The following is a 20,945-nucleotide window of genomic DNA, read 5'->3' on the forward strand; positions in this document are numbered from 1 at the left end:
TGGTTTGATTAAATTTAAAAATGAAAAAAACATTAGTCTTATTTGCTCATCCTAGATTTGAAGATTCAAGAGCCAATGCTACTTTAATCGATCGATTATTCTCTAAAAGTCATATTACATTGCACGACCTGTATGAAACCTATCCAGATTTTCATATCAATGTAAGAAAGGAACAGAAATTATTAGAAGAACACGATATCATAATCTGGCACCATCCATTGTACTGGTACAGTAGTCCAGCAATTTTAAAACAATGGATGGACATGGTGTTAGAGTTTAATTGGGCTTACGGTCCTGAAGGTAACATGTTGCAAGGTAAAACTGTATTTAATGTTATAACCACTGGCGGCTCTCGAGAGGTATATTGTTCACAAGGGTATAACAGTTATACTATCAATGAGTTTTTAAGACCCTTTGAACAAACTGCAAATTTGTGCGGAATGCATTATTTACCACCATTTGCGGTAATGGGAACTCATAAATTATCCGAAGAGCAATTACTAGATTATGCAAATCAATATGAAAATCTCATTGATTTACTCAAAGGTGATTTTGATGCTACTGGATTCTCTAATTGCTTCTTTTTAAACGATCTTGAATTGATTAAAAACCCAAATTCATGACGGGAACATTACTTTTTGAAGCAATTGTATTTCTAGCAGGAGCCTTAATTTGTGTTTCTATCGCTAAAAGACTAGGATTAAGTTCTGTGATAGGTTATTTAATCGCAGGAGTCATTATCGGACCTTATGTCTTAGGTTTAATAGGTGAAGAAGGAGATGATATTCTTCATTTTGCAGAATTTGGAGTTGTGGTAATGCTGTTTCTTATAGGTCTAGAGATTGAACCCAAGAGCTTTTGGAACATGCGTAAGTCTATACTAGGTATGGGAGGAATACAAGTTACGGCGACGCTAGTATTGACTTACTTACTTTTTACAATATTAGGATATGAATGGCAAGTAGCACTCGTAATAGCCATGGCAGTGTCTTTGTCTTCCACTGCAATAGCCTTGCAAACCATTAAGGAAAAGGGGTTAATGGAAACCACCTTTGGGATAAGTTCCTTTTCAATATTGCTTTTTCAGGATATCATCGTGATAGTGATGTTAGGAGCCTTGCCCTTATTGTCTTCTCAAGATCCATCAAATGTAAGCTCAAATGGGCATGAAGCAACCTTAATTGAAAATTTACCTATAGGGTTGCAAACATTAGTTATTCTTGCCTCTGTAGTGGTAATTGTGCTAGTAGGAAGATATTTAATCGTACCAATACTTCGAAAGGTTTCAAAAACCGGTGTGCGTGAATTACTTATCGCAGCAGCTTTCTTAATCGTATTTTCTATTTCGTATTTAATGGAGTTTGTAGGTTTAAGTCCTGCATTAGGAGCATTTTTAGGTGGAGTAGTGCTCTCAACAAGTGAATTTAAACATGAGTTAGAAAGTACACTAGAGCCTTTTAAAAATTTACTTTTGGGTTTGTTTTTTATGGCAGTAGGTGCTTCCATAAATTTTATTGTAATAGCAGAAAGTCCTTTTACAATAGGTGGTTTACTAGTACTTATTATAACTTTAAAAGCCGCTGTTTTATACATCACGGGCCGAGTTTTTAAACTTAAACTTGATCAAAAACTACTCTTAACTTTGAGCCTTGCACAAGTAGGTGAATTTGCATTCGTTTTACTTTCATTTGCTTTTCAATTAGAAATTCTTGCACCAGAGCAAATGGATGTTATGCTAGTGATTACAGCACTTTCTATGTCCCTCACACCTATACTCAGTTTAATTAATGAACGAGTGATTTTACCTAAAGTTGGTACCAAAGAATCCATTAAACGACCTATGGATCATATCGCTAAATCTCAAAAGGTAATTTTGGTAGGCTTTGGACATTTTGGAAGTACCGTTGGGCGATTTATGAGATCTCATGGAGTTGAGGCTACCATACTAGACATAGATTCTAACCGTGTTGATTTTTTGAGGAAAATGGGCTTTGAGGTATACTATGGCGACGCTACTAGGCAAGATCTTCTAGAATCTGCTGGGATAGCTCAAGCAAAAATGTTAATCTGCGCGATTGATAATCCTGCGGTGAATAAGGAAGTTGCATTATTAGTTAAAGAAAAATATCCTCATGTTGAACTGCTCGTAAGAGCCAAAAATCGTTATGAGGCCTATGAATTACTTAATCTGGGTATTGAAAATATATACAGAGAAACCTTGGATACTTCCCTTTCTCTTGCCAGTGATGCCTTACATAAATTAGGTTTTAGGAAATATACCTTAAATCGACAAGTGCAAAATTTTATTACCTACGACGTTGAAAGTTTGAAACGATTAGCCAAGGAACCTAAGCGAGATGAAAACTATATTTTTAAGGCTAGGCAAGAACTGGAACAGCAAGAAAAACTTCTAGAACGTGATTTTAAACGTGGTATAGTAACCTACGACAAGCACTGGGATGGTGAACACATTAGGAAATCCCTCGAACAAAACGATTAATCTTAATATTCCTTTTAGTTTGATTAGGGTTTTATTAAGGACGCTTTCACGAAAGCGCAATCATTACAAGACTTTCTTAACATCATTAATCTTTTGGTATAACTAGCTTTATGCAATAATAAAAATTAGCATGTGACATAGGTCACAAATTAACTGTGAGGAAAAGCACTTTAAAATGGTGAGTTCAGTCCTCGCAAACTTGGGTAAACTATTGGAACTTTGTACCTCTTTAACCCATTAAGGATTTAAAAAAAAGTTACAATATGAAAACAATAACAGCGGTAACTGCTTTAGTGATTTTTTCACTTTTAACAGTTATCAATAAAAAAGAAAAAACAATGGATACACCAAAAATTTTAATGATTTTGTCTAGTCATAAAGAGCTAGGAGACACTGGGAAAACTACAGGATATTATTTAAGTGAAGTTACTCATGCTTATGAAGTGTTTAAAGAAGCAGGTTATGACATCACATTTGTAAGTCCAGAAGGTGGTTTGCCACCAGTTGATGGTTTTGATCTTGATGATGAGATTAATAAGAAATATTGGGAAGATGAGGGTTTTCAAGCAAAATTGAAATCAACCTTAAAGCCATCTCAAGTTGAAGCGAGTCAATACCAAGTAATTTACTACGCTGGTGGTCATGGAACGATGTGGGATTTCCCTAATAATCAGGAGTTAGCAAATATAGCTAGTGAGATTTATGAGAATGATGGAATTGTAAGTGCTGTATGTCACGGTCCTTCGGGATTGATCAATATCAAATTATCAGATGGTAGCTATTTAGTAGATGGTAAAACATTAAGCGTATTTACAAACGAAGAAGAAGCAAATGTTGAACTTACTGAGGTTGTTCCATTTTTACTAGAGGATGAATTAAAGGAAAAAGGAGCCAAAATTGATAAAGCCGATATGTGGCAAGAAAAAGTAAGTGTAGATCAACGTGTTGTTACAGGACAAAATCCAGCATCAGCAGGATTAGTAGCTCGTAGTGTAGTGGATTTACTCACTAAGTAATGCTTAAAAGCAATGATTATAAATAGAGAAACGCAGGTTCAAAACCTGCGTTTTTTCTTTTTATATAGTACTAGAATCTTCTAATTGTAAGAATTAAAAGATTGGTTCATCACTAAATTGAAAATTTGCTTTTATCGTTTTAAGTGTCCTCACGGTTTTCAAATTATTATTATTTCCACCAATCATTACTAGCAGCTATCGGTTTTGAGATAAGCACAGGTTCTCCTATTTGTGGGATTACCATAGGAACACTAAGTTCGGTAGCTTTCTTCTCTACACGCTCAATTGGATCAGTCCAAGAATGCTGCGCTAGTTTGAATGCACCCCAGTGAATAGGCATCATAGATTTTGTTTTGAGATCAATTGCCGCTTGGGCAGTTTCCTCAGGAAACATGTGTATTTCTGACCACAATTCATTGTATTGACCACATTCAATCATCGCAAAATCAAACGGGCCGTATTTTTCACCTATTTCTTTAAAATGAGCACCATAACCACTATCACCGCTAAAAAATAGCTGTTCAGTTGAAGATTTAATGATCCACGAGCACCATAATGTTTGATCTCGGTCGCTCAAACCTCGACCAGAGAAATGTTGAGCAGGTGTGCTAGTAAAGGTTAAACCATAAAATTGCGTGTTTTCCCACCAATCTAATTCAGTGATTTTTTCATCATCAATTCCCCAAGCTAATAAATGATTTCCTAATCCTAGAGGAGTATAAAAGACTTCTACTTTGTCTTTTAATTTTATAATGGAATCATAATCCAAATGGTCATAATGATCATGGGATAATAGAACCACATCTATTTTTGGAAGTTGTTCTATGGTAATCGGAGGTTCCTCATTAAAACGTTTTGAACCTAACCATGGATGAGGTGCAGGAACATCACTCAACATAGGGTCTATCAGAATGTTTTTTTCATTGATCTGAACTAAAAAAGTAGAATGACCGAACCATATGATCCTTGCTTCACCCTTATAATTTTCAATGGATACAGAGTCAATTTTTTGAACATGAAGTGAGTGGTTAGGTCTGGCATTGGGGATTTTTTTAAACATACCAGCAGTAGCCTTCATCATGTCTTTAAAGCTCATTTCTGTTGAGATGTTTCCTGCATTCTTAAACTTACCGTCAGTATAGTTGTCGGATTTTGTATAAGACTGTTTTTTTTCATCACTAGCCTTGCCTCCAAATTGTGGACTAGTGTATAAGAATATTACACTTATGAGGAAAATCACTCCGATAACAATACCTAGACCTAAAAGCACCTTTTTTAATATTTTTAATATGAACTTCATTTTTGTTTACTCTATAACAAAGGTATTAAGTAACATATCTTAAAAGTTCAAACTAATTATTCTTCTTAGTTTATGATGAGATAAATCTTAGTTAATTAATAGTATCGATAATGCAAACGACCTTAGAACATATATTATGTTCTAAGGTCGCTTTAAAACAATGACTTAATTTAGATGACTATATGATCTTGATCTTTATATTTTTCATAAAAATCAGGATAATTAGATTTAAAAGTGTTTTTAATAAATTCTAGAGGAACGTCTTCAAAGTGGCCGTAATCTTCAAGGTACGACATGAATTTTGCATTTTCATTATTGTATTCCTGTAAAACAGAATCTTGGGTACCATCAAATTCTAGAACGTTTACTTGATAAATGTCGCACAACTCCTTGTTGAAGGCTGGTGAGCACTTTACCCATTGATTATTAAAATACACATCTACCAGACCATGAGGAGCTAGCTCATTAGTTCCAATTACCTTTTCTAGACGTTCAGTAGCTATGTGATTAGAAACTTTAGCAAGATGCAATCTTGCAGGTATATTAAAGGCACGTAGACATGCTATATATAAAATGGCTTTGTCAATGCAATGACCATCTTTTTTTTGAGCAATATTGCTAGCTTTAAAATGTTCAGCAGTCAAACCTATATTAAAGGGAAGATAGCGCCAACCATCTCTTACTTTAATATATAATTTCTCTATTAATTCCTGTTTAGATTCCAGATGACTAAATTCTTTGAGAATGTCCTGTATTACAGAATTTTCATAGTCAAAGAAGTAGGTAGATTCTGTATATTGCATTTCACAAATTTACATCATTTCGCCTCGTGCAGGATACTCTTTATCTAGTATAAAGTCTATAGCTTTTAACATAGATGGTAAATGAGGTCTACCCCATGGATTACTATTAATCGCAGCGTAGTAGATATCGTTATGACTATCAACAAGGAACAATCCAGGTTCACTAAATAGATCAGGTTCACCTTCTTTAATTCCTTTGCTCAAATAAAGTCCCCAATTTCTAGCCGACTCTTCCGATAAATTATATCCTAGAGATACTCTGTCGATGTCCCATTTTTGTTTAGAAAGTCTAGCTCTTTTTTCATCATCCATACTTACAGCCACTGCCTGAACACCTTTATCCTTAAACTCAGATAAGAGTTCATTGAGTTGTTCCAAGTATTTTTTACATAATGGACAATGCAGTCCTCTATAAAATATTACAAGTGTAAAATTTTCACTATCTGCTTTTTTAAGATCCCATACTTTCTCTCCTAGTAAAGGAAATGATAGTTCTGGAGCTTGTTGTTGTGGAATAGGTTTTTTCATAAAATAAAAATAGAATCTTGTAGCTGGACAATTCTAAAATCATTCCTAAACTCGTGCTAATGCCTTTTTAAAACGAAACTATTAACTATTAAATGTTTAATAAATTAAAATAAAGATTAAACAAAATAAGTATCTTTATTGAAAATTGAAATTATGGCAGATAAAGAAAAAAATAGAGTTCCTATGGTTAACAGAACTCCAGCCGATATGCATGCTGATGGTGTTCACTTTGATCCAAAAATCAAGGAGGCTTTAAAGGCTGAAAGAGCAAGACGTGAAACAAAACACCAAAAGGATCTAGATAAAAAATAGAGATTTATGTAATACTGTAACTTTTGTTACTGTTACGCTTTCGCTAAAGCGTGATATTTGCATAAAAATTTATTATTGATGCATTGGATTTATGAACCGTGGCCGTGGTATGTTGCAGGGCCATTGATTGCGCTTGTAATGTTTTTATTATTGTTTTTAGGTAAGCAATTTGGAATCTCGGCAAATTTAAGAACGAAATGTGCTGCTTTCGGAGCTGGTAAGACATCAGATTTTTTTGATTTTGATTGGAAAGAAGAGCGATGGAACTTAATGATTGTGCTAGGTGCGATAATTGGAGGATTCCTAGGATCCACCTTTATGACAAATAATGGTGATAACAGTGTTTCTATCTCAAAAAATACTGTGGAAGAGCTTAAAAGTGAGTATCATTTTCTAAGTGCTGGTGAAAGTTATTTGCCAGAAGAGTTGTTTGCAAGTGAAAGCTTAAACGACTTCACAACAATCGCAATATTGCTAGTTGGTGGTTTTCTTGTTGGATTTGGAGCGCGATACGCAGGTGGCTGTACATCGGGACATGCTATATCTGGATTGAGCAACTTACAGTTACCATCTCTCATAGCTGTCATAGGTTTTTTTATAGGTGGATTAATAATGATTCACGTTTTCTTCCCCTTAATATTCTAATATGAAAAAGTATACAGCTTATTTAGCCATAGGAGTATTTTTTGGTTTAGTAATGTATAAGTCTGAGGCCGCTTCTTGGTTTAGGATTTATGAAATGTTTCGTTTCGATAGTTTTCATATGTACGGAATTATTGGAAGTGCTCTTATTCTAGGAGTAGTAGGAATACAATTAATTAAGCGTAAAAATATCAAAGCCTTAGGTGGACGAGATATGCAATTAAATCAAAAAAAACCTAGCTTTCCTAGGTATTTAGTTGGCGGAATTCTTTTTGGATTAGGTTGGGCGCTTGCAGGTGCATGCCCTGGACCTATGTATGTTTTGATAGGTGCTGGTTTTCCTTCTATTTTAATCGTAATTAGTGGTGCATTAATAGGCACTTACGTTTATGGCCTTTTACGAGCTAGGCTTCCTCATTAATGGTGAATATTCTGGTTAATTTGTTTTAAATACCGAAATTACTGATAAACAGAAAATTAACTACTATTATCATAATGTTTGGAATTTTGCATGGTTATAAAATTTAACTTTGGTCAAAATTTCTGCTATGGATAGAATTACGTATAAAGATTTCGGTTATGCAGAAGTATTTGTTTTTAAAAATTTTTTAATCACCCAAATAGCGGAAGGGATTGTAGTTGGCGAAGGTCATCTTCGTTATTTGAAAATGTTCATAGAAAAAACCTACGGATCAAATCCGATGGTTTATTTGAGTAATAGGATTAACTCGTATAGCGTAAATCCACTCGTCTATCACCATTTTCCCGAGATTCCCAATCTTTTGGGTATTGGTGTAGTTGCATACTCACCTATTACTATTCAAAATATTAAGATTGAAAAAAAATTTTCAAAAGTTCCTTTTCAAGCATTTGATAAAATTGAACAAGCGGTCATTTGGTCTGATTATTTGGTCACAGCTCACATTAAAAAACACATAGTATAACATAAATACTTACTGTATTTAAAAAACCTCTAACTCTTAAAAAAAGTTAGAGGTTTTTTAAATTATTTAATATTATTTTTTTGCAGCTAATTAATTATTTAGTTTTGTCTAAAAATAAATTTTGATGCTTCGTAAATTAGAATTGTGTAAAGTAATGGCTTTTGTAATCCCTATTATTTCACTCGCTCAATCACCTTCTTTAACAATAAAAGGTAAAGTTTTAAGTGATAAAGATCCTGTAGTTCTGGCTACTGTTGTAGTTAAAGAAACAAACACACGAGCATTCACTAATATTGATGGTGAATTTTCTATAACCTTAGATGAGAAAGGTGAGTATACTCTTTATATTTCGGCATCCGGATACCGCAATTCAACCCAAACCATTGATGTATCTCAAGAAGAAAACTCGTTTGAATTCACATTGGTAAAAGATGCTTTAGGATTAGACCAAGTTGTAGTTAGTGCTACTCGTAATCGAGTAGAACGTAAAAAAGCACCGGTGGTAATATCTTCCATACGTACAAGATTGCTCAATGCAACCCAATCAACTACACTGGCCGACGGATTAGGTTACGCTCCTGGAGTAAGAGTAGAAAATAATTGTCAAAATTGTGGATTTACTCAAGTAAGATTAAATGGATTACAAGGAGCCTATACTCAGATTCTTTTGAATAGTAGACCAGTATTCACTTCTCTATTGGGCGTTTATGGTCTAGAGCAAATACCCGTTAATACCATTGAGCGTATTGAAGTGGTGCGCAGTGGTGGTAGTGCTCTATATGGGTCAAATGCTATTGCAGGTACGGTAAACGTAATCACTAAAGATCCTGTTTTAAATACTTGGGAAATAGGTAGTACCATATCAAGCATAAAAGGAGACGCATTAGATAGAAATTTAAATTTCAATTCATCTATTGTAGCTGATGATTTACAGACTGGAGTTACCTTATACGGCTCATACCGCAATCGCGATGCCTATGATGCTAATGATGATGGCTTTACTGAAATAGTAGAAATTGATAACACTACGGTTGGGGCAAAAGCTTTCTTAAAACCTCATGAGCGCAGTAGAATCTCATTGAATTTAAATGCAATAAAGGAATATAGACGTGGTGGTAACCGACTGGATCTTGCACCTCAATTTACCGATATCACGGAAGAGCTTCAACACGATACATTCATAGGTGATGCCGATTATGAATGGGAAAGCACCGATTACTCTCACAAGCTACAAGCTTATACAAGTACATCTTATACAAATCGAGACAGCTATTACGGTGGTTTAGGAGGATCAAGAACTAGGCAGGATAGTTTAATTGCCAATAATGCATTTGGTACTACTAAGGATTTGGCTTGGGTAACAGGAGTTCAACATACTAAATCGTTCACAAGAGATGTAATTACTACAGGATTGGAATACGTAACAACCAATACAGAAGATGAAATTCCTGGTTATAATCGTTCTATTGATCAACAGGTAAATACTATTGGGTTTTATTCACAATACGAGTGGAAACCTACCGAAAAAGTTACTGCTTTATTAGGAGCAAGATTAGACCATGTAAACGTGGATGGGAAATATTCAGTAGGGACAGTTTTGCGAGAGGTATCAATTGATCAAACAGCTATTTCTCCCAGATTAACTATGAGTTATGACCTGACAAAACAAATTAAATTACGAGCAGGTTATGCTCACGGTTTTAGAGCTCCACAAGCGTTTAATGAAGATTTACATATATCTAGTGTAGGAGGAGAACAGCTCTTTGTTATCTTATCTGAAGATTTAAAAACAGAATACTCTAATGCTTTTACCAGTTCTTTAAATTACTCTCTCTCAAAAAACTTACTTCAATTAGATTTTCTGGTAGAAGGATTTTATACAACTATTCAGGATCCATTTACTCAAGTGAGCACAGGTGCTACCTTGAATAATGGTTCTATATTAGAAGAGGTACGCAATGGTTCTGGTGCAACTGTCTTTGGTAGTAATATTGAAATAGGTGTTTCGCCATCGTCCGATTGGAGGTTTCAAATTGGCGCTACTTATCAAGAATCTAGGTATGATGATGAACAATTACTATTTGAAAGCGATGGTACTTTAGGAGAGTCTGATATCTTTATAGATGAGTTTGTACGTAATCCTAATTGGTATGGGTTTTTAAATGCTACCTGGTTACCGTCAGAAAAGTTTAATGTCGATCTTACCAGTACCTATACAGGTCGCATGAATGTTCCTAGAGTAATAAGTGACAGCGGATTTCTTCAAATAAATCGATCTATTCCTTTTTTTGACATGAATCTCAAAGTTGAAACTCATTTTGATTACAGTGATGATTTTATGATTACCATTTCTGGTGGTGTGCGCAATATGTTTGATAGTTTTCAAGACGATTTTGATACGGGCGCTACCAGAGATTCAGATTATGTTTATGGACCTATGGCTCCTAGAACTGTATTTTTAGGAATCAAAATTGGTAAAATACATTGATTATGAAACTGTATACTACACTCGTTTTTGTTATTGTGGCCTTTGTGGTATTTCCAATAAACGCACAAGGCAATTCAATAGAATGGACCACAATTGAGAATGTTGAGGACTCGCTTTCGCGAAAGCGTAAAAGAACAATCCTTTATTTTTATACGGATTGGTGTGTGTATTGTAAAAAAATGGAGCAATCTGCATTTAAAGATCAGCAGGTAATAGAGAAATTAAAAAAGGATTATTATACCATTAAATTAAACGCTGAAACAGCTGATACTATCCAAATAGGCAATGATCAATTTATCAATAAAAACCTTAAAAAATCTAGAAACCCGACTCATGAGCTCGCCGAATTATTAGGAAGTCGAAAAGACAAACCTTTTGTAGCGCCTGTAATTGTACTATTTGATGAACAATTCAATGTTATCAAACGTTCTTTTGAGTATTTATCTCCAAAGGAATTGTATCAATGGATTCAATAAAAAAAGCCTTTTCGTAAAATGAAAAGGCTTTTCTTCTTTTTTGTTTAAAAATCTTATAAAGTAATATTGATAGTATTACCATTTACTGTTGTATACACTGCTTGATTGTCACAAGCACCAGAGCCATAATCCAAGCTTCCTTGTAGAACTGTGCCATTAAAATCAAGAACACCTTCAGTGATATTTGCACAGGTATAAGGTTTTAGTAAAGGTTGTGAGATGGTAATTGTTAGACTAGAACCATTTGGTCTACTTACCGTTCTATTACCCATATATAATTCCACTACATCATCAGTTCTTATTAATGTTCCAGCTCCTTGAATGAGTCGAGTGTCAACGTCGCTATTAAAGTTAAATACCGATCCGTTTAGACTAGTAAAACTTCCATTTGAAACATTTCTATTCCATTGAATACTGGTAGATGTTGACGTATTTGTATAAGTTACTAGACCAGATAAACCTCTTCCATTTATAGTGTAATTGCGTCTTTCTACAGTTGCTACTGCTCCTGGATTACGTAACATGTCAGTTAAAGTAATTTCGATTATCCCGGTTCGGGTAATACCTCTAGGAGATGTGCAGCCAGTCCCAAAATCTAGTGTATACGTTTTAGGAAAACCACCGTTTGTAGTTTGAGTGGTAACAACCACACAACCATTTTTAGAAATGCTATCCTCTTCTGTAAAATCTCTTGAAAAATTAAGATCCTCAACATCTAGAACTAGGTCAAAATCAAACGATTCTGCTACTTCAATAGCTGCGCTTTCCTTTGCTAGTTCTGTATCAGATTGGTTTGTGTTTTCTTCATCACTAGAACATGAGGTGCCTATTGAAAGTAATACTGTCATGAAAGGTAAAATCAATAATTTTCTCATAATAAATGGTTTTAATGTTTAACGATCATGAGACCCTTAAAATTGTAGAAAGTTTAAAAGGACTTATTTTTTAAGTCCAAGTAAAAGTAAATCTGGCAGTTCTACTTTAAGAGTTTCAATCTCACTGGGAGATTTCTTTGGAATCCATAAATAGATGGATCTTAGTGTGCTCAAAAGATTGAATAAGATAGTTTCAACACTCATGTTTTTGAACTCGCCTTTATCGATTCCTTCTAGTATGATTTGTTTAAAATCGGCCTCATAATTCTTACGCAATCGTATATATTCTTCATAGGAAACACCTTCTAAATGCATCCAGTCGTTATTAAGTACAGCTAGTGAATCAGTAAGTGATAAAGCAATTTTTATATGTAAGGCGATAAGATTTTGAGCCTTTACAAAGGCAGTGCTATCCTGACTTTCAACTTGCTTCATTCCATTGGTAAATTCGTGAGCAACCTCAAGAATTAAAATCGTAAGTATTTCTTGTTTACCAGATATATGATTATATAAGCTTGCAGCCTTCATATCTAGCGCCGCAGCTAGATCTCGCATGGTAACGGCAGAATATCCACGTTCTTTAAAAAGTCGTGCTGCAGTAGTTAGAATTTGAGATTTACGCTGGGTCATGGGATTGCAAGTATACCTCTAAAACAAATTATTCACAAAAGTTTATACCATCCATGTGATAATTAGACTTTAGATTTGCGTGTAAATACGCAGACATGCTACAAAACATAGAATCTAATCCTTTAATTGACCGTTTACCACCTCATTTAAAACAATTCATAAAACCACAAAACTATGAATTGTACACAGCGCAAGATCAAGCGGTGTGGCGTCATGTCATGCAACGTAATGTTGAGTTTTTAAGTAAAGTCGCTCATGGATCGTACTTAAAAGGATTGGAAAAAACAGGTATTTCTATTGAAGAGATTCCTTCTATGTATGGAATGAATCGTATTTTAAAGGAAATAGGCTGGGCAGCAGTTGCGGTTGATGGATTTATTCCACCAGCTGCCTTCATGGAATTTCAAGCCTATAAAATATTGGTAATTGCTGCCGATATAAGAAAACTGGAAAATATTGAATACACGCCTGCTCCAGATATTATCCACGAGGCTGCAGGACATGCTCCTATAATTGCCAGCCCAGACTATGCGGAATATTTAAGACGATTTGGAGAAATAGGTAGTAAAGCAATTTCAAGTGCACACGATCATCAAATGTACGAGGCTGTTAGGCAGCTTTCCATACTTAAAGAAACACGCACGGCTGTTCACGATGCACAACTAGATCAACAAATCTCCATTGCCGAGGAAGAAGTGGAACGTTTACAAAACAAAAAGGTGGAACCTAGCGAGATGTCTCTCATTCGCAACTTGCACTGGTGGACTGTAGAATACGGATTAGTAGGAACTCTAGACGATCCTAAGATTTATGGAGCAGGATTGCTTTCTAGTATAGGTGAGAGTAAAAGTTGTCTGGAGCCAGAAGTGGAAAAAAGACCCTATTCTATTGATGCCGCTTATCAAGACTTTGATATAACTCGCAAACAACCACATTTATATGTTACACCAGATTTTGCCCGATTGAGCGAGGTTCTTGAAGAGTTTGCCAATACTATGGCTGTACGTAAAGGTGGTCATCGAGGCTTACGTAAATTAATAGATTCTAAGAGTTTAGGAACTATAGAATTGAGCACCGGATTACAAGTATCAGGAGTATTTACTCGTATGATTACTAATGAGGACAATGAGGTTGTATTTTTTGAGACAACAGGTGAATCTGCACTAGCATATAGGGAGAAGGAACTTATCGGGCATGGAATTTCTACGCATAAAAAAGGCTTTTTGAGTCCGCTAGGAAAACTAAAAGGCATTTCGCTAGCCATTGAGGATATGGGACCTCGTGACTTACAAGCTTATAATTTTTATGACAATGAACGTATAGAGTTTACCTATGAAAGTGGTATTCATGTAGAAGGTTTAAATGTAACTGGTATGCGTAATTTGAATGGTAAACTTATGCTTATTCAATTCGTGGACTGCAGGGTTACTTACAAGGATGAGGTGCTTTTTACACCTCAAGATGGTATGCTGCATTTAGCAGTTGGAAAGGAAATAGTTAGCGCCTATGCTGGTCCGGCCGATTATCACAGTTTTGACCTGGTGTACCACGAGAGTGATACAAAAACTGTGAAACCTGTTTACACTGAAAAACAACTTGTTGTTCATGGATGGTATAAAAAGGTACGACGCTTTCGCGAAAGCGTAAAAACAAATAACACTGTCCTAGACGATAGTCAAATCAATGAGCTTACAGGTATCTTGAATCAAGTGGAAAAAGAATTTCCTGATCAATGGTTGTTGATAGATGAGATTAATGAGTTACTTACTTAAAAAAGTTATAAGTGGGAATGAAGTACGCACAATAGTTCCATTGCCAAGTGTGCTCGTTAATGTGGTAATACCGTTCAATTCATCAACTAACTGATGGAGCAATTTTAGGCCATCGGAATAGAAGAGTTCTTTTTTAGTAAAGCCTACACCAGTGTCATGCGTAATTATCACAAGTTCTTTGTTTTCTATAGAAACAATGTTTGTAATGTAAGTCGCTGCCGAGTGTTGAACTGCGTTGTGCAGCGCTTCGTTTTTTAGTATTAATAATTTCCAGAAATGTATAGGTTCTAACTGCTGATTTAACTGAGTAGGAAAACTGGTTTTAAAAGTCGTTTTACTGGAAGTTTTCTTGTAATGGTCCTGTAGATTTGTGATAAGCTTAGTAAGATCATGGAGAGAAAATTCTATACTTTTAAGGGAGTAATCGGTAATAGAATGTATAGCTTCGTTTTTAACTGAAGGTTGTTCTGTATGTTTAGCAGCAAGGGATTTTATTAAGTCGTGTTGTTTTTTTAGGCGAGTTCTACGTGCTGCTCTAGCTTTTATCGTAGCTTTTTTGGCGGCTTTTTCTTCTTGCTTAAAGAATTGAACAATAAGTATTCCAAGACCTAAACCTATAAGTATATAGTTTATGTATTCCATACGACTAAGGTATAAAAGCTACATTTAGGACTTTAAAAATTAGTAAATAAATATGTTCGGACTATTTAAAAATAAAAAGAAACAAAGAATACAGGAATACCTTAATCAGGATGCATTGCTTCTTGATGTGCGCACATCATCAGAATTTAATGGTAATAATATCCCTGGATCATTAAACATACCATTGTCTTCTTTAGAGAGTCAATTGGATAAATTGGATAAGGAAAAACCCATAATCGCATATTGTAAAATGGGTGGTCGTAGTACTATGGCTACTGCAAAACTTAAGTCTAAGGGATTTAAAGTTATTGATGCTGGTGGAATAGGTTCCGTTAAAAAACATATCAAAAAGAATTAAAGTAGATTTTTCCTATTTTTACCCTATGAAATTGGATTATCATAACATCAAGGCCGAAGGTAAATTTACCATTACCAACTTTCAATGTGGTCCTTCCTTAAACTTGCTAAAGGAAGATGGTATGTATAAAATTATATGGTGTAATAAAGGAGAGCAAGAAATGATGGTTGATGGGTATGACTTATTGCTCAAACAAAATCAAGTACTGTTTTGTACGCCAAATAATATAGTTGAGGTTCCAAAGAACAATCAAGGTTTAATTGCCTTTGTGTTTAATCGTGAGTTTTATTGTATTCAACATAATGATGAAGAAGTAAGTTGTAATGGGCTGTTGTTTTATGGCTCATCTACCGCGCCGGTAATCTCATTGTCAGATAAACAATCTCGTAGTTTTGAGGCTATGCTTTTACTTTTTCAAGAAGAGTTTGAGACTAAGGATCGTATTCAAGGTGAAATGTTAAGAACGTTGCTTAAAAGAATGTTGATTACCAGCACTCGATTACTCAAAGAAAATGGTTTGTCTGAGGAACTATCCATTAAACAGCTTGATTTATTTAGACAGTATAACATTTTAGTAGAGCAACATTTTAAGGAAAACCATCAAGTAAGTGATTATGCAGCCATGTTGTACAAATCACCCAAAACCTTATCCAATTTGTTCAAAAAAAACAATTTAAAATCGCCCTTACAGATTATAAACGAGCGCATTGTTGTAGAAGCAAAACGCTTGTTGAGAAATTCTCAACATAGCGCCGAGGAAATAGCTTTTGAATTAGGATACAACGAGGCTAGTCATTTCTCTAAGTTTTTTAAAAAACATGTAGGAATATCACCCTTGCAGTATCGCAAGGGTCACTAGAACTTTCTAGCTGTTAAACCACTAGGAATATATAACTGGCGACTGTCATACATATTGATATACAAATCTAGAGTGTCTTTACTTCCTTTGTAATAAACGCGGTACTTATCTAATAAAGCGACACCTTTAAAACCATTTTTTGATTTCATAGGGCAACAGCTTCCAGCTCTGTAATATTCAAGCTCTTCTCCATTAGGACCAGCTAGTGCATTTAGAAAGCGTCGTTCATTAGTTGGACCTTCGTTAGAATTAACGCCACCTACCATGGCAGGCTTGTCAGGTGAATATCCATAATCCTTATCAGTTGCCTTGGCAGTTATAAGAAAGGCATAAGAGTTTTGAAGAATTTGGGTTTTCTCTACACTTGTATCTTCAGTTTTTGAATTACTTTTTTCAAGAGCAGTTTTAGTACTATTGCAGCTCGTTATCAAGATTAAAAGTGTAAATATGGCTAGGTTTTTCATGTTGAAATATTGGTTTATTAAAAATACAATCTTTAAAACAAAAACAGGCAGTTCTTTATGAATCTGCCTGTTTTCAATCAACCAACTAACTATGAAAAAAATACACTTTATACAGTAGCAGCTTCCAAAGCTTGTGCTTCTGGAAAATCTACCGGCACTTGTGTAGTATTGTGTAGGTAATTTGAAATGGTTTTATCACCTATTAAAACGATAGTATCTACTAGATTTTCTTGCGAATATCCAGCGTCAAAAAAAGCCTCTATTTTATCATTATCTGCGCGACCTCTATTCTCAGTAATATTTTTGGCCAGCGCTGCAAGAGCGTTGTAACTCTCATTATTACTAGATTTTCCTGATCGGAACTCTAGGATCTCCTCGTCAGTAAATCCATTCATTTTTCCTATCGCAGTATGAGCGCTCAAGCAATATTGACATTCATTTACCTGGCTTACCGCAAGGTTTACGATTTCTTTTTCTTTATTATTTAAAGAAGTTTTGGCGCTTGAGAAATTCAAATAATTACTCAATGCATTATTGGAAAGCGCATAGGTCGCGTATAGATTAGGTACAAACCCTAATTGTTTCTCAAGGTTGTCAAAAATTCCTTGATTTGTATTGTTAACTTGATCTCTTGTTGGGACATTAAAAGTTGCCATATTGTATCTATTTAATTGTACTTGTTTGTTTTGTTGGTACAAATATCCGATGAGAAAAGACCTTTAGAAATGTGGTTATTTCCTTATATGTTATCAATAATTCCCGATACTTAAATTTTGTGCTCTTAGACTTATATTTAAGGAAAATTTGAATGCATGAAATGTTTAAAATTACTCTTGATTTTATTGGTTGTTTTAGCTTGCGCCAAAACAAATTCACAACAACTACCAGAACCACCAGAATCCCAAAAACTTTACGAATCTCAAAACTTTAGACTATTAGGTCCGTTTAGAGGTGGCCGTAGTGCCGCTGTTACGGGTGTTCCAGGTAAACCTAATTTGTTTTATTTCGGAAGCACCGGTGGTGGAGTGTGGAAAACACAAGATGGTGGTAGAACCTGGAAGAATATCTCTGATGGATTTTTTGGAGGATCTATTGGTGCTGTAAGCGTTGCGCCAAGTGATCATAATGTAATCTATGTTGGTGGTGGAGAAAAAACAGTGAGAGGAAATGTATCTAGCGGATATGGTGTGTATAAAAGTGAAGATGCAGGTAAAACATGGAAGTCTGCAGGATTACCTAATAGTAGACACGTACCTCGTATCGCTATCGATCCCAATGACCACAATATTGTTTACGCAGCTGTACTAGGTAATATTTACAAACCCACAACAGATCGCGGCGTCTATAAATCTACCGATGGTGGTAAAACATGGAGTAAAAAACTTTATGCCAATGATATGGCAGGAGCTGTTGATTTAATTATAGACCCTAACAATCCACGTGTTTTGTATGCCAGTACTTGGAGACTTCAACGCACACCTTATAGTTTAAGCAGTGGTGGTGATGGCAGTGCTTTATGGAAAAGTACAGATTACGGTGAAACATGGAAGGAAATCTCTTCCAATGAAGGTTTCCCTCAAGGTACTTTAGGAATAATGGGTATTACCGTATCACCAGTAAGTAGTGACAGGTTATATGCCATAGTTGAACATAAAGACAAAGGTGGTGTTTACCGTAGTAATGACGCTGGCCTTACATGGCGACGCACCAATAGTGACCGTAGTTTAAGACAAAGAGCTTGGTATTACACGCGTATTTATGCCGATACTGAAGACGTGGATAAACTTTATGTAGTTAATGTAAGCTACCATAAAAGCGTTGATGGCGGTAAAACCTTTGAAAGTGCCAGAGCGCCTCATGGTGATCATCACGATTTATGGATTGCACCAGAGGATTCAAATAGAATGATCATGGCCGATGACGGTGGCGCACAAGTAACCTACGATGGTGGTCAAACTTGGAGTACCTATCACAATCAACCTACTGCTCAATATTATAGAGTAACCACAGATGATAGCTTTCCTTATCGAATTTATGTGGCACAACAAGATAATGGAACTATTAGAATCCCTCATAGAACTACTGGTCGTAGTATAACAGATAAAGACTGGGAAGGAACTGCTGGTGGAGAAAGTGCTCACATTGCAGTGGATCCTAAAAATAACGATATCGTTTATGGTGGTAGCTATGGTGGTTATCTTACTAGGGTAAATCATCAAACTAAATCGGTACGTGCGGTAAACGTTTGGCCAGATAATCCAATGGGTCATGGTGCAGAAGGAATGAAATACCGTTTTCAATGGAACTTCCCTATTATGTTTTCAAAACATGAACCTAATAAATTATACGCGTTCTCAAATCACGTTCACGTAACTACTGACGAAGGTCAAAGTTGGGAACTACTAAGCAAAGATCTTACACGTAATGACCCTACAAAATTAGGTCCTAGTGGTGGACCTATTACAAAAGATAATACAGGTGTAGAATACTATTGTACCATTTTTGCCGCTGCCGAATCTCCTGTGAAAGCTGGTGAGTTATGGGTAGGAAGTGATGATGGACTAGTACACCTTACTCGTGATGGTGGGAAAAACTGGCAAAATATAACTCCTAAGGGACTTCCAGAATGGGCTCAAATAAATAGTATTGAACCTAGTCGTTACGACGCAGCCACATGCTACGTGGCAGCAACACGATACAAACTTGGAGACTTTGAACCGTACCTATTTAAAACAGACGATTACGGGAAAACCTGGAAAAAAATAACCACCGGTATACCAGACGAGCATTTTACCCGTGTTATCCGTGAAGATGACAAAACTCAAGGTATGTTATACGCAGGAACCGAGACTGGATTGTACATCTCCTTCAACGATGGTAAAAATTGGGAGAGTTTTCAACTTAATCTCCCTATAGTTCCAGTAACAGATCTTGCTGTGAAGAATAGTAACCTAATCATCGCAACTCAGGGAAGAAGTTTGTGGATTCACGATGATTTAGATTTAGTTAGACAAGGAGTGCAGCACACGCTTTCGCGAAAGCAGAATGAAAACATTCTTTTCAAACCAAAAACTGCCTACAGGATGGCAGGAAATGGTAGGCCAGGATCTTTAACTGCAGGGACAAACCATCCAGCAGGTGTTCAAGTTCACTTTTATTTACCGAAATTAAATGAGAAGGACAGTGTGGCACTTAGTTTTTATGACGATAAAAATAAATTGATTAAAAAGTATGCTACTTATGATAAAAAAAGTCCGCTCAAGGCAAAAACCGGTGCAAATCTATTTAATTGGAATACTCAATACGACGATGCTGAACAGCTAAAAGGTATGATTCTATGGTGGGCAAACCTTTCTGGGCCAAAAGCTGTTCCTGGTAATTATAAGGTAGAATTAGAGATTAATGATGAGAAGTTAAGTCAACCTATTACCATTATAGCACCACCAAATAGTGAGGCAACTGTGGCAGACATGCAAAAACAGTTTGATTTCATAACCGAGGTAAACGCAACGGTTGACAAAGCGCATAAGAGTATTAAAAATATACGAGAGTTTAATAAGAAACTTACTTCATTTAAAAACCTTTATAAGGAGAATGAGAGAGAAGAAGTGAAAGAAATGGTGGAAATGGCCACTCAAATGCAAAAGAAATTCAATGAGGTAGAAAAAGCGCTGTATCAAACCCAAAACCGCAGTGGTCAGGATCCATTAAACTTTCCGATTCGTTTGACGAATAAGTTGGCTCATTTAAATAGCCTAACAGGAATGAGTGATTTTGCACCTACTGATCAAGCGATTCAAGTAAAAAATGAGTTAACTAGTGCGATTGAATTACAGCTTCAGGAGTTTGACAAGGTACTCCAATCAGATATTAAGCAGTTCAATAATAAGTTTAACGAGATTAAATTAGATTACTTAATGTTGGATAAAGAATAATTCTAGCATAATTTAGATCAAAATCCGCAGAAATAATCTCTGCGGATTTTTTATTTTAAGCATAATGTATTGATATTCAGTATGTAAAAAAAATAAAAAAAAGTTTTTTTATTTAAACTTTTGAATACATTTGACCCCATGATGAGCAGCAATCATTTTTTTTAAACTGCGCATCGCCTTTTAAAATGAAAATTGTTTTCAGATTCGGGCTGGAGGACATAAAGAAGTCTATCCTCACAGCTGCTCTAGGTATAGAGAACCGAATTTTATGGCTGACTTCTGAAATTCAATCTTATCTAACAGGTAGAATTAACTCTTATTTAATTGTTAATCAACCTTCTCTTCATTTTTTAAACTTTAATAATTAGTAGCTTTAAGCTAACTAAGAATCAACATATAGC

The 20,945-nt window shown here is 35.4% G+C and carries 21 protein-coding genes; 13 read left to right on the forward strand and 8 right to left on the reverse strand.

Annotated features, from left to right (window positions below):
* The first annotated feature begins 20 nt into the window (after nt 1-20).
* The 3 genes from HCN53_RS12180 to HCN53_RS12190 all read left to right on the forward strand — a co-directional run bounded on the left by HCN53_RS12180 (nt 21) and on the right by HCN53_RS12190 (nt 3,516).
* Nucleotides 21-623, forward strand: coding sequence for an NAD(P)H-dependent oxidoreductase (locus HCN53_RS12180; RefSeq protein ID WP_167343124.1), 603 nt, complete (start codon nt 21-23; stop codon nt 621-623).
* Nucleotides 620-2,500 (forward strand): monovalent cation:proton antiporter-2 (CPA2) family protein, encoded by a 1,881-nt coding sequence (locus HCN53_RS12185; protein ID WP_167343125.1) that lies wholly within the window; start codon nt 620-622, stop codon nt 2,498-2,500. The genes HCN53_RS12180 and HCN53_RS12185 overlap by 4 nt, the downstream gene beginning before the upstream one ends.
* 263 nt (nt 2,501-2,763) lie before the next feature.
* The gene (locus HCN53_RS12190; RefSeq protein WP_167343126.1) at nt 2,764-3,516 is read left to right on the forward strand and encodes a type 1 glutamine amidotransferase domain-containing protein; all 753 of its coding nucleotides are present in this window, start codon (nt 2,764-2,766) and stop codon (nt 3,514-3,516) included.
* Nucleotides 3,517-3,685: 169 nt separating this feature from the next.
* Here HCN53_RS12190 and HCN53_RS12195 read toward each other — a convergent pair whose 3' ends face one another.
* The 3 genes from HCN53_RS12195 to HCN53_RS12205 all read right to left on the reverse strand — a co-directional run bounded on the left by HCN53_RS12195 (nt 3,686) and on the right by HCN53_RS12205 (nt 6,147).
* The gene (locus tag HCN53_RS12195) at nt 3,686-4,816 is read right to left on the reverse strand and encodes an MBL fold metallo-hydrolase (RefSeq protein WP_167343127.1); all 1,131 of its coding nucleotides are present in this window, start codon (nt 4,814-4,816) and stop codon (nt 3,686-3,688) included.
* A 170-nt stretch (nt 4,817-4,986) separates the two neighbouring features.
* Entirely contained in the window at nt 4,987-5,619 is a 633-nt protein-coding gene (locus HCN53_RS12200; protein ID WP_167343128.1) for a transglutaminase-like domain-containing protein, read from the reverse strand.
* 9 nt (nt 5,620-5,628) lie between these two features.
* Nucleotides 5,629-6,147 carry a redoxin domain-containing protein gene (locus tag HCN53_RS12205; RefSeq protein WP_167343129.1) on the reverse strand — a complete coding sequence of 173 codons (519 nt, stop codon included), beginning with the start codon at nt 6,145-6,147 and terminating at the stop codon, nt 5,629-5,631.
* Between the two features lie 153 nt (nt 6,148-6,300).
* On the opposite strand from HCN53_RS12205, the gene HCN53_RS12210 reads away from it, so the two are divergent.
* The 6 genes from HCN53_RS12210 (at nt 6,301) to HCN53_RS12235 (ending at nt 11,009) form a co-directional block, all read left to right on the forward strand.
* Nucleotides 6,301-6,459 carry a hypothetical protein gene (locus HCN53_RS12210; protein WP_167343130.1) on the forward strand — a complete coding sequence of 53 codons (159 nt, stop codon included), beginning with the start codon at nt 6,301-6,303 and terminating at the stop codon, nt 6,457-6,459.
* 78 nt (nt 6,460-6,537) lie between these two features.
* Nucleotides 6,538-7,104, forward strand: a complete 567-nt coding sequence (locus HCN53_RS12215; protein ID WP_167343131.1) for a YeeE/YedE family protein — start codon at nt 6,538-6,540, stop codon at nt 7,102-7,104.
* A gap of 1 nt (nt 7,105) precedes the next feature.
* On the forward strand, nt 7,106-7,522 hold the full coding sequence (locus HCN53_RS12220) for a DUF6691 family protein (protein ID WP_167343132.1): 417 nt from the start codon (nt 7,106-7,108) through the stop codon (nt 7,520-7,522).
* Between the two features lie 127 nt (nt 7,523-7,649).
* On the forward strand, nt 7,650-8,045 hold the full coding sequence (locus tag HCN53_RS12225; RefSeq protein ID WP_167343133.1) for a hypothetical protein: 396 nt from the start codon (nt 7,650-7,652) through the stop codon (nt 8,043-8,045).
* Between the two features lie 124 nt (nt 8,046-8,169).
* Nucleotides 8,170-10,533: a TonB-dependent receptor gene (locus HCN53_RS12230; protein ID WP_240919361.1), complete on the forward strand. Its 2,364-nt coding sequence runs from the start codon at nt 8,170-8,172 to the stop codon at nt 10,531-10,533.
* Between the two features lie 2 nt (nt 10,534-10,535).
* Complete coding sequence (locus HCN53_RS12235; protein ID WP_167343134.1) at nt 10,536-11,009, forward strand: thioredoxin family protein; 474 nt, start codon at nt 10,536-10,538, stop codon at nt 11,007-11,009.
* 53 nt (nt 11,010-11,062) lie between these two features.
* On the opposite strand, the gene HCN53_RS12240 is transcribed toward HCN53_RS12235, so the two are convergent.
* Both HCN53_RS12240 and HCN53_RS12245 read right to left on the reverse strand, forming a co-directional pair.
* Complete coding sequence (locus tag HCN53_RS12240; protein ID WP_167343135.1) at nt 11,063-11,884, reverse strand: hypothetical protein; 822 nt, start codon at nt 11,882-11,884, stop codon at nt 11,063-11,065.
* 63 nt (nt 11,885-11,947) lie between these two features.
* A complete protein-coding gene (locus HCN53_RS12245) occupies nt 11,948-12,514 on the reverse strand; it encodes a TetR/AcrR family transcriptional regulator (RefSeq protein WP_167343136.1) in 567 nt (188 codons plus the stop codon).
* A 95-nt stretch (nt 12,515-12,609) separates the two neighbouring features.
* Here HCN53_RS12245 and HCN53_RS12250 point away from each other — a divergent pair, with 95 nt between their 5' ends.
* Nucleotides 12,610-14,286 carry an aromatic amino acid hydroxylase gene (locus HCN53_RS12250; RefSeq protein ID WP_167343137.1) on the forward strand — a complete coding sequence of 559 codons (1,677 nt, stop codon included), beginning with the start codon at nt 12,610-12,612 and terminating at the stop codon, nt 14,284-14,286.
* On the opposite strand, the gene HCN53_RS12255 is transcribed toward HCN53_RS12250, so the two are convergent.
* Nucleotides 14,275-14,928 carry a hypothetical protein gene (locus tag HCN53_RS12255; RefSeq protein WP_167343138.1) on the reverse strand — a complete coding sequence of 218 codons (654 nt, stop codon included), beginning with the start codon at nt 14,926-14,928 and terminating at the stop codon, nt 14,275-14,277. The two genes, HCN53_RS12250 and HCN53_RS12255, sit on opposite strands and share 12 nt — an antisense overlap.
* 52 nt (nt 14,929-14,980) lie before the next feature.
* Here HCN53_RS12255 and HCN53_RS12260 point away from each other — a divergent pair, with 52 nt between their 5' ends.
* Nucleotides 14,981-15,286 (forward strand): rhodanese-like domain-containing protein, encoded by a 306-nt coding sequence (locus HCN53_RS12260; protein ID WP_105018384.1) that lies wholly within the window; start codon nt 14,981-14,983, stop codon nt 15,284-15,286.
* Nucleotides 15,287-15,311: 25 nt separating this feature from the next.
* On the forward strand, nt 15,312-16,145 hold the full coding sequence (locus HCN53_RS12265) for a helix-turn-helix domain-containing protein (RefSeq protein ID WP_167343139.1): 834 nt from the start codon (nt 15,312-15,314) through the stop codon (nt 16,143-16,145).
* Here HCN53_RS12265 and HCN53_RS12270 read toward each other — a convergent pair.
* Both HCN53_RS12270 and HCN53_RS12275 read right to left on the reverse strand, forming a co-directional pair.
* Nucleotides 16,142-16,609 (reverse strand): 2-dehydro-3-deoxyphosphooctonate aldolase, encoded by a 468-nt coding sequence (locus HCN53_RS12270; protein ID WP_167343140.1) that lies wholly within the window; start codon nt 16,607-16,609, stop codon nt 16,142-16,144. The genes HCN53_RS12265 and HCN53_RS12270 overlap by 4 nt on opposite strands.
* Before the next feature lie 107 nt (nt 16,610-16,716).
* A complete protein-coding gene (locus HCN53_RS12275) occupies nt 16,717-17,265 on the reverse strand; it encodes a carboxymuconolactone decarboxylase family protein (protein WP_085774190.1) in 549 nt (182 codons plus the stop codon).
* A gap of 156 nt (nt 17,266-17,421) precedes the next feature.
* On the opposite strand from HCN53_RS12275, the gene HCN53_RS12280 reads away from it, so the two are divergent.
* A complete protein-coding gene (locus HCN53_RS12280; protein WP_167343141.1) occupies nt 17,422-20,544 on the forward strand; it encodes a VPS10 domain-containing protein in 3,123 nt (1,040 codons plus the stop codon).
* Nucleotides 20,545-20,945: the final 401 nt, after the last annotated feature.

The organism is Nonlabens sp. SY33080, assembly GCF_011784885.1.
In the GTDB taxonomy this organism is placed as follows: domain Bacteria; phylum Bacteroidota; class Bacteroidia; order Flavobacteriales; family Flavobacteriaceae; genus Nonlabens; species Nonlabens tegetincola.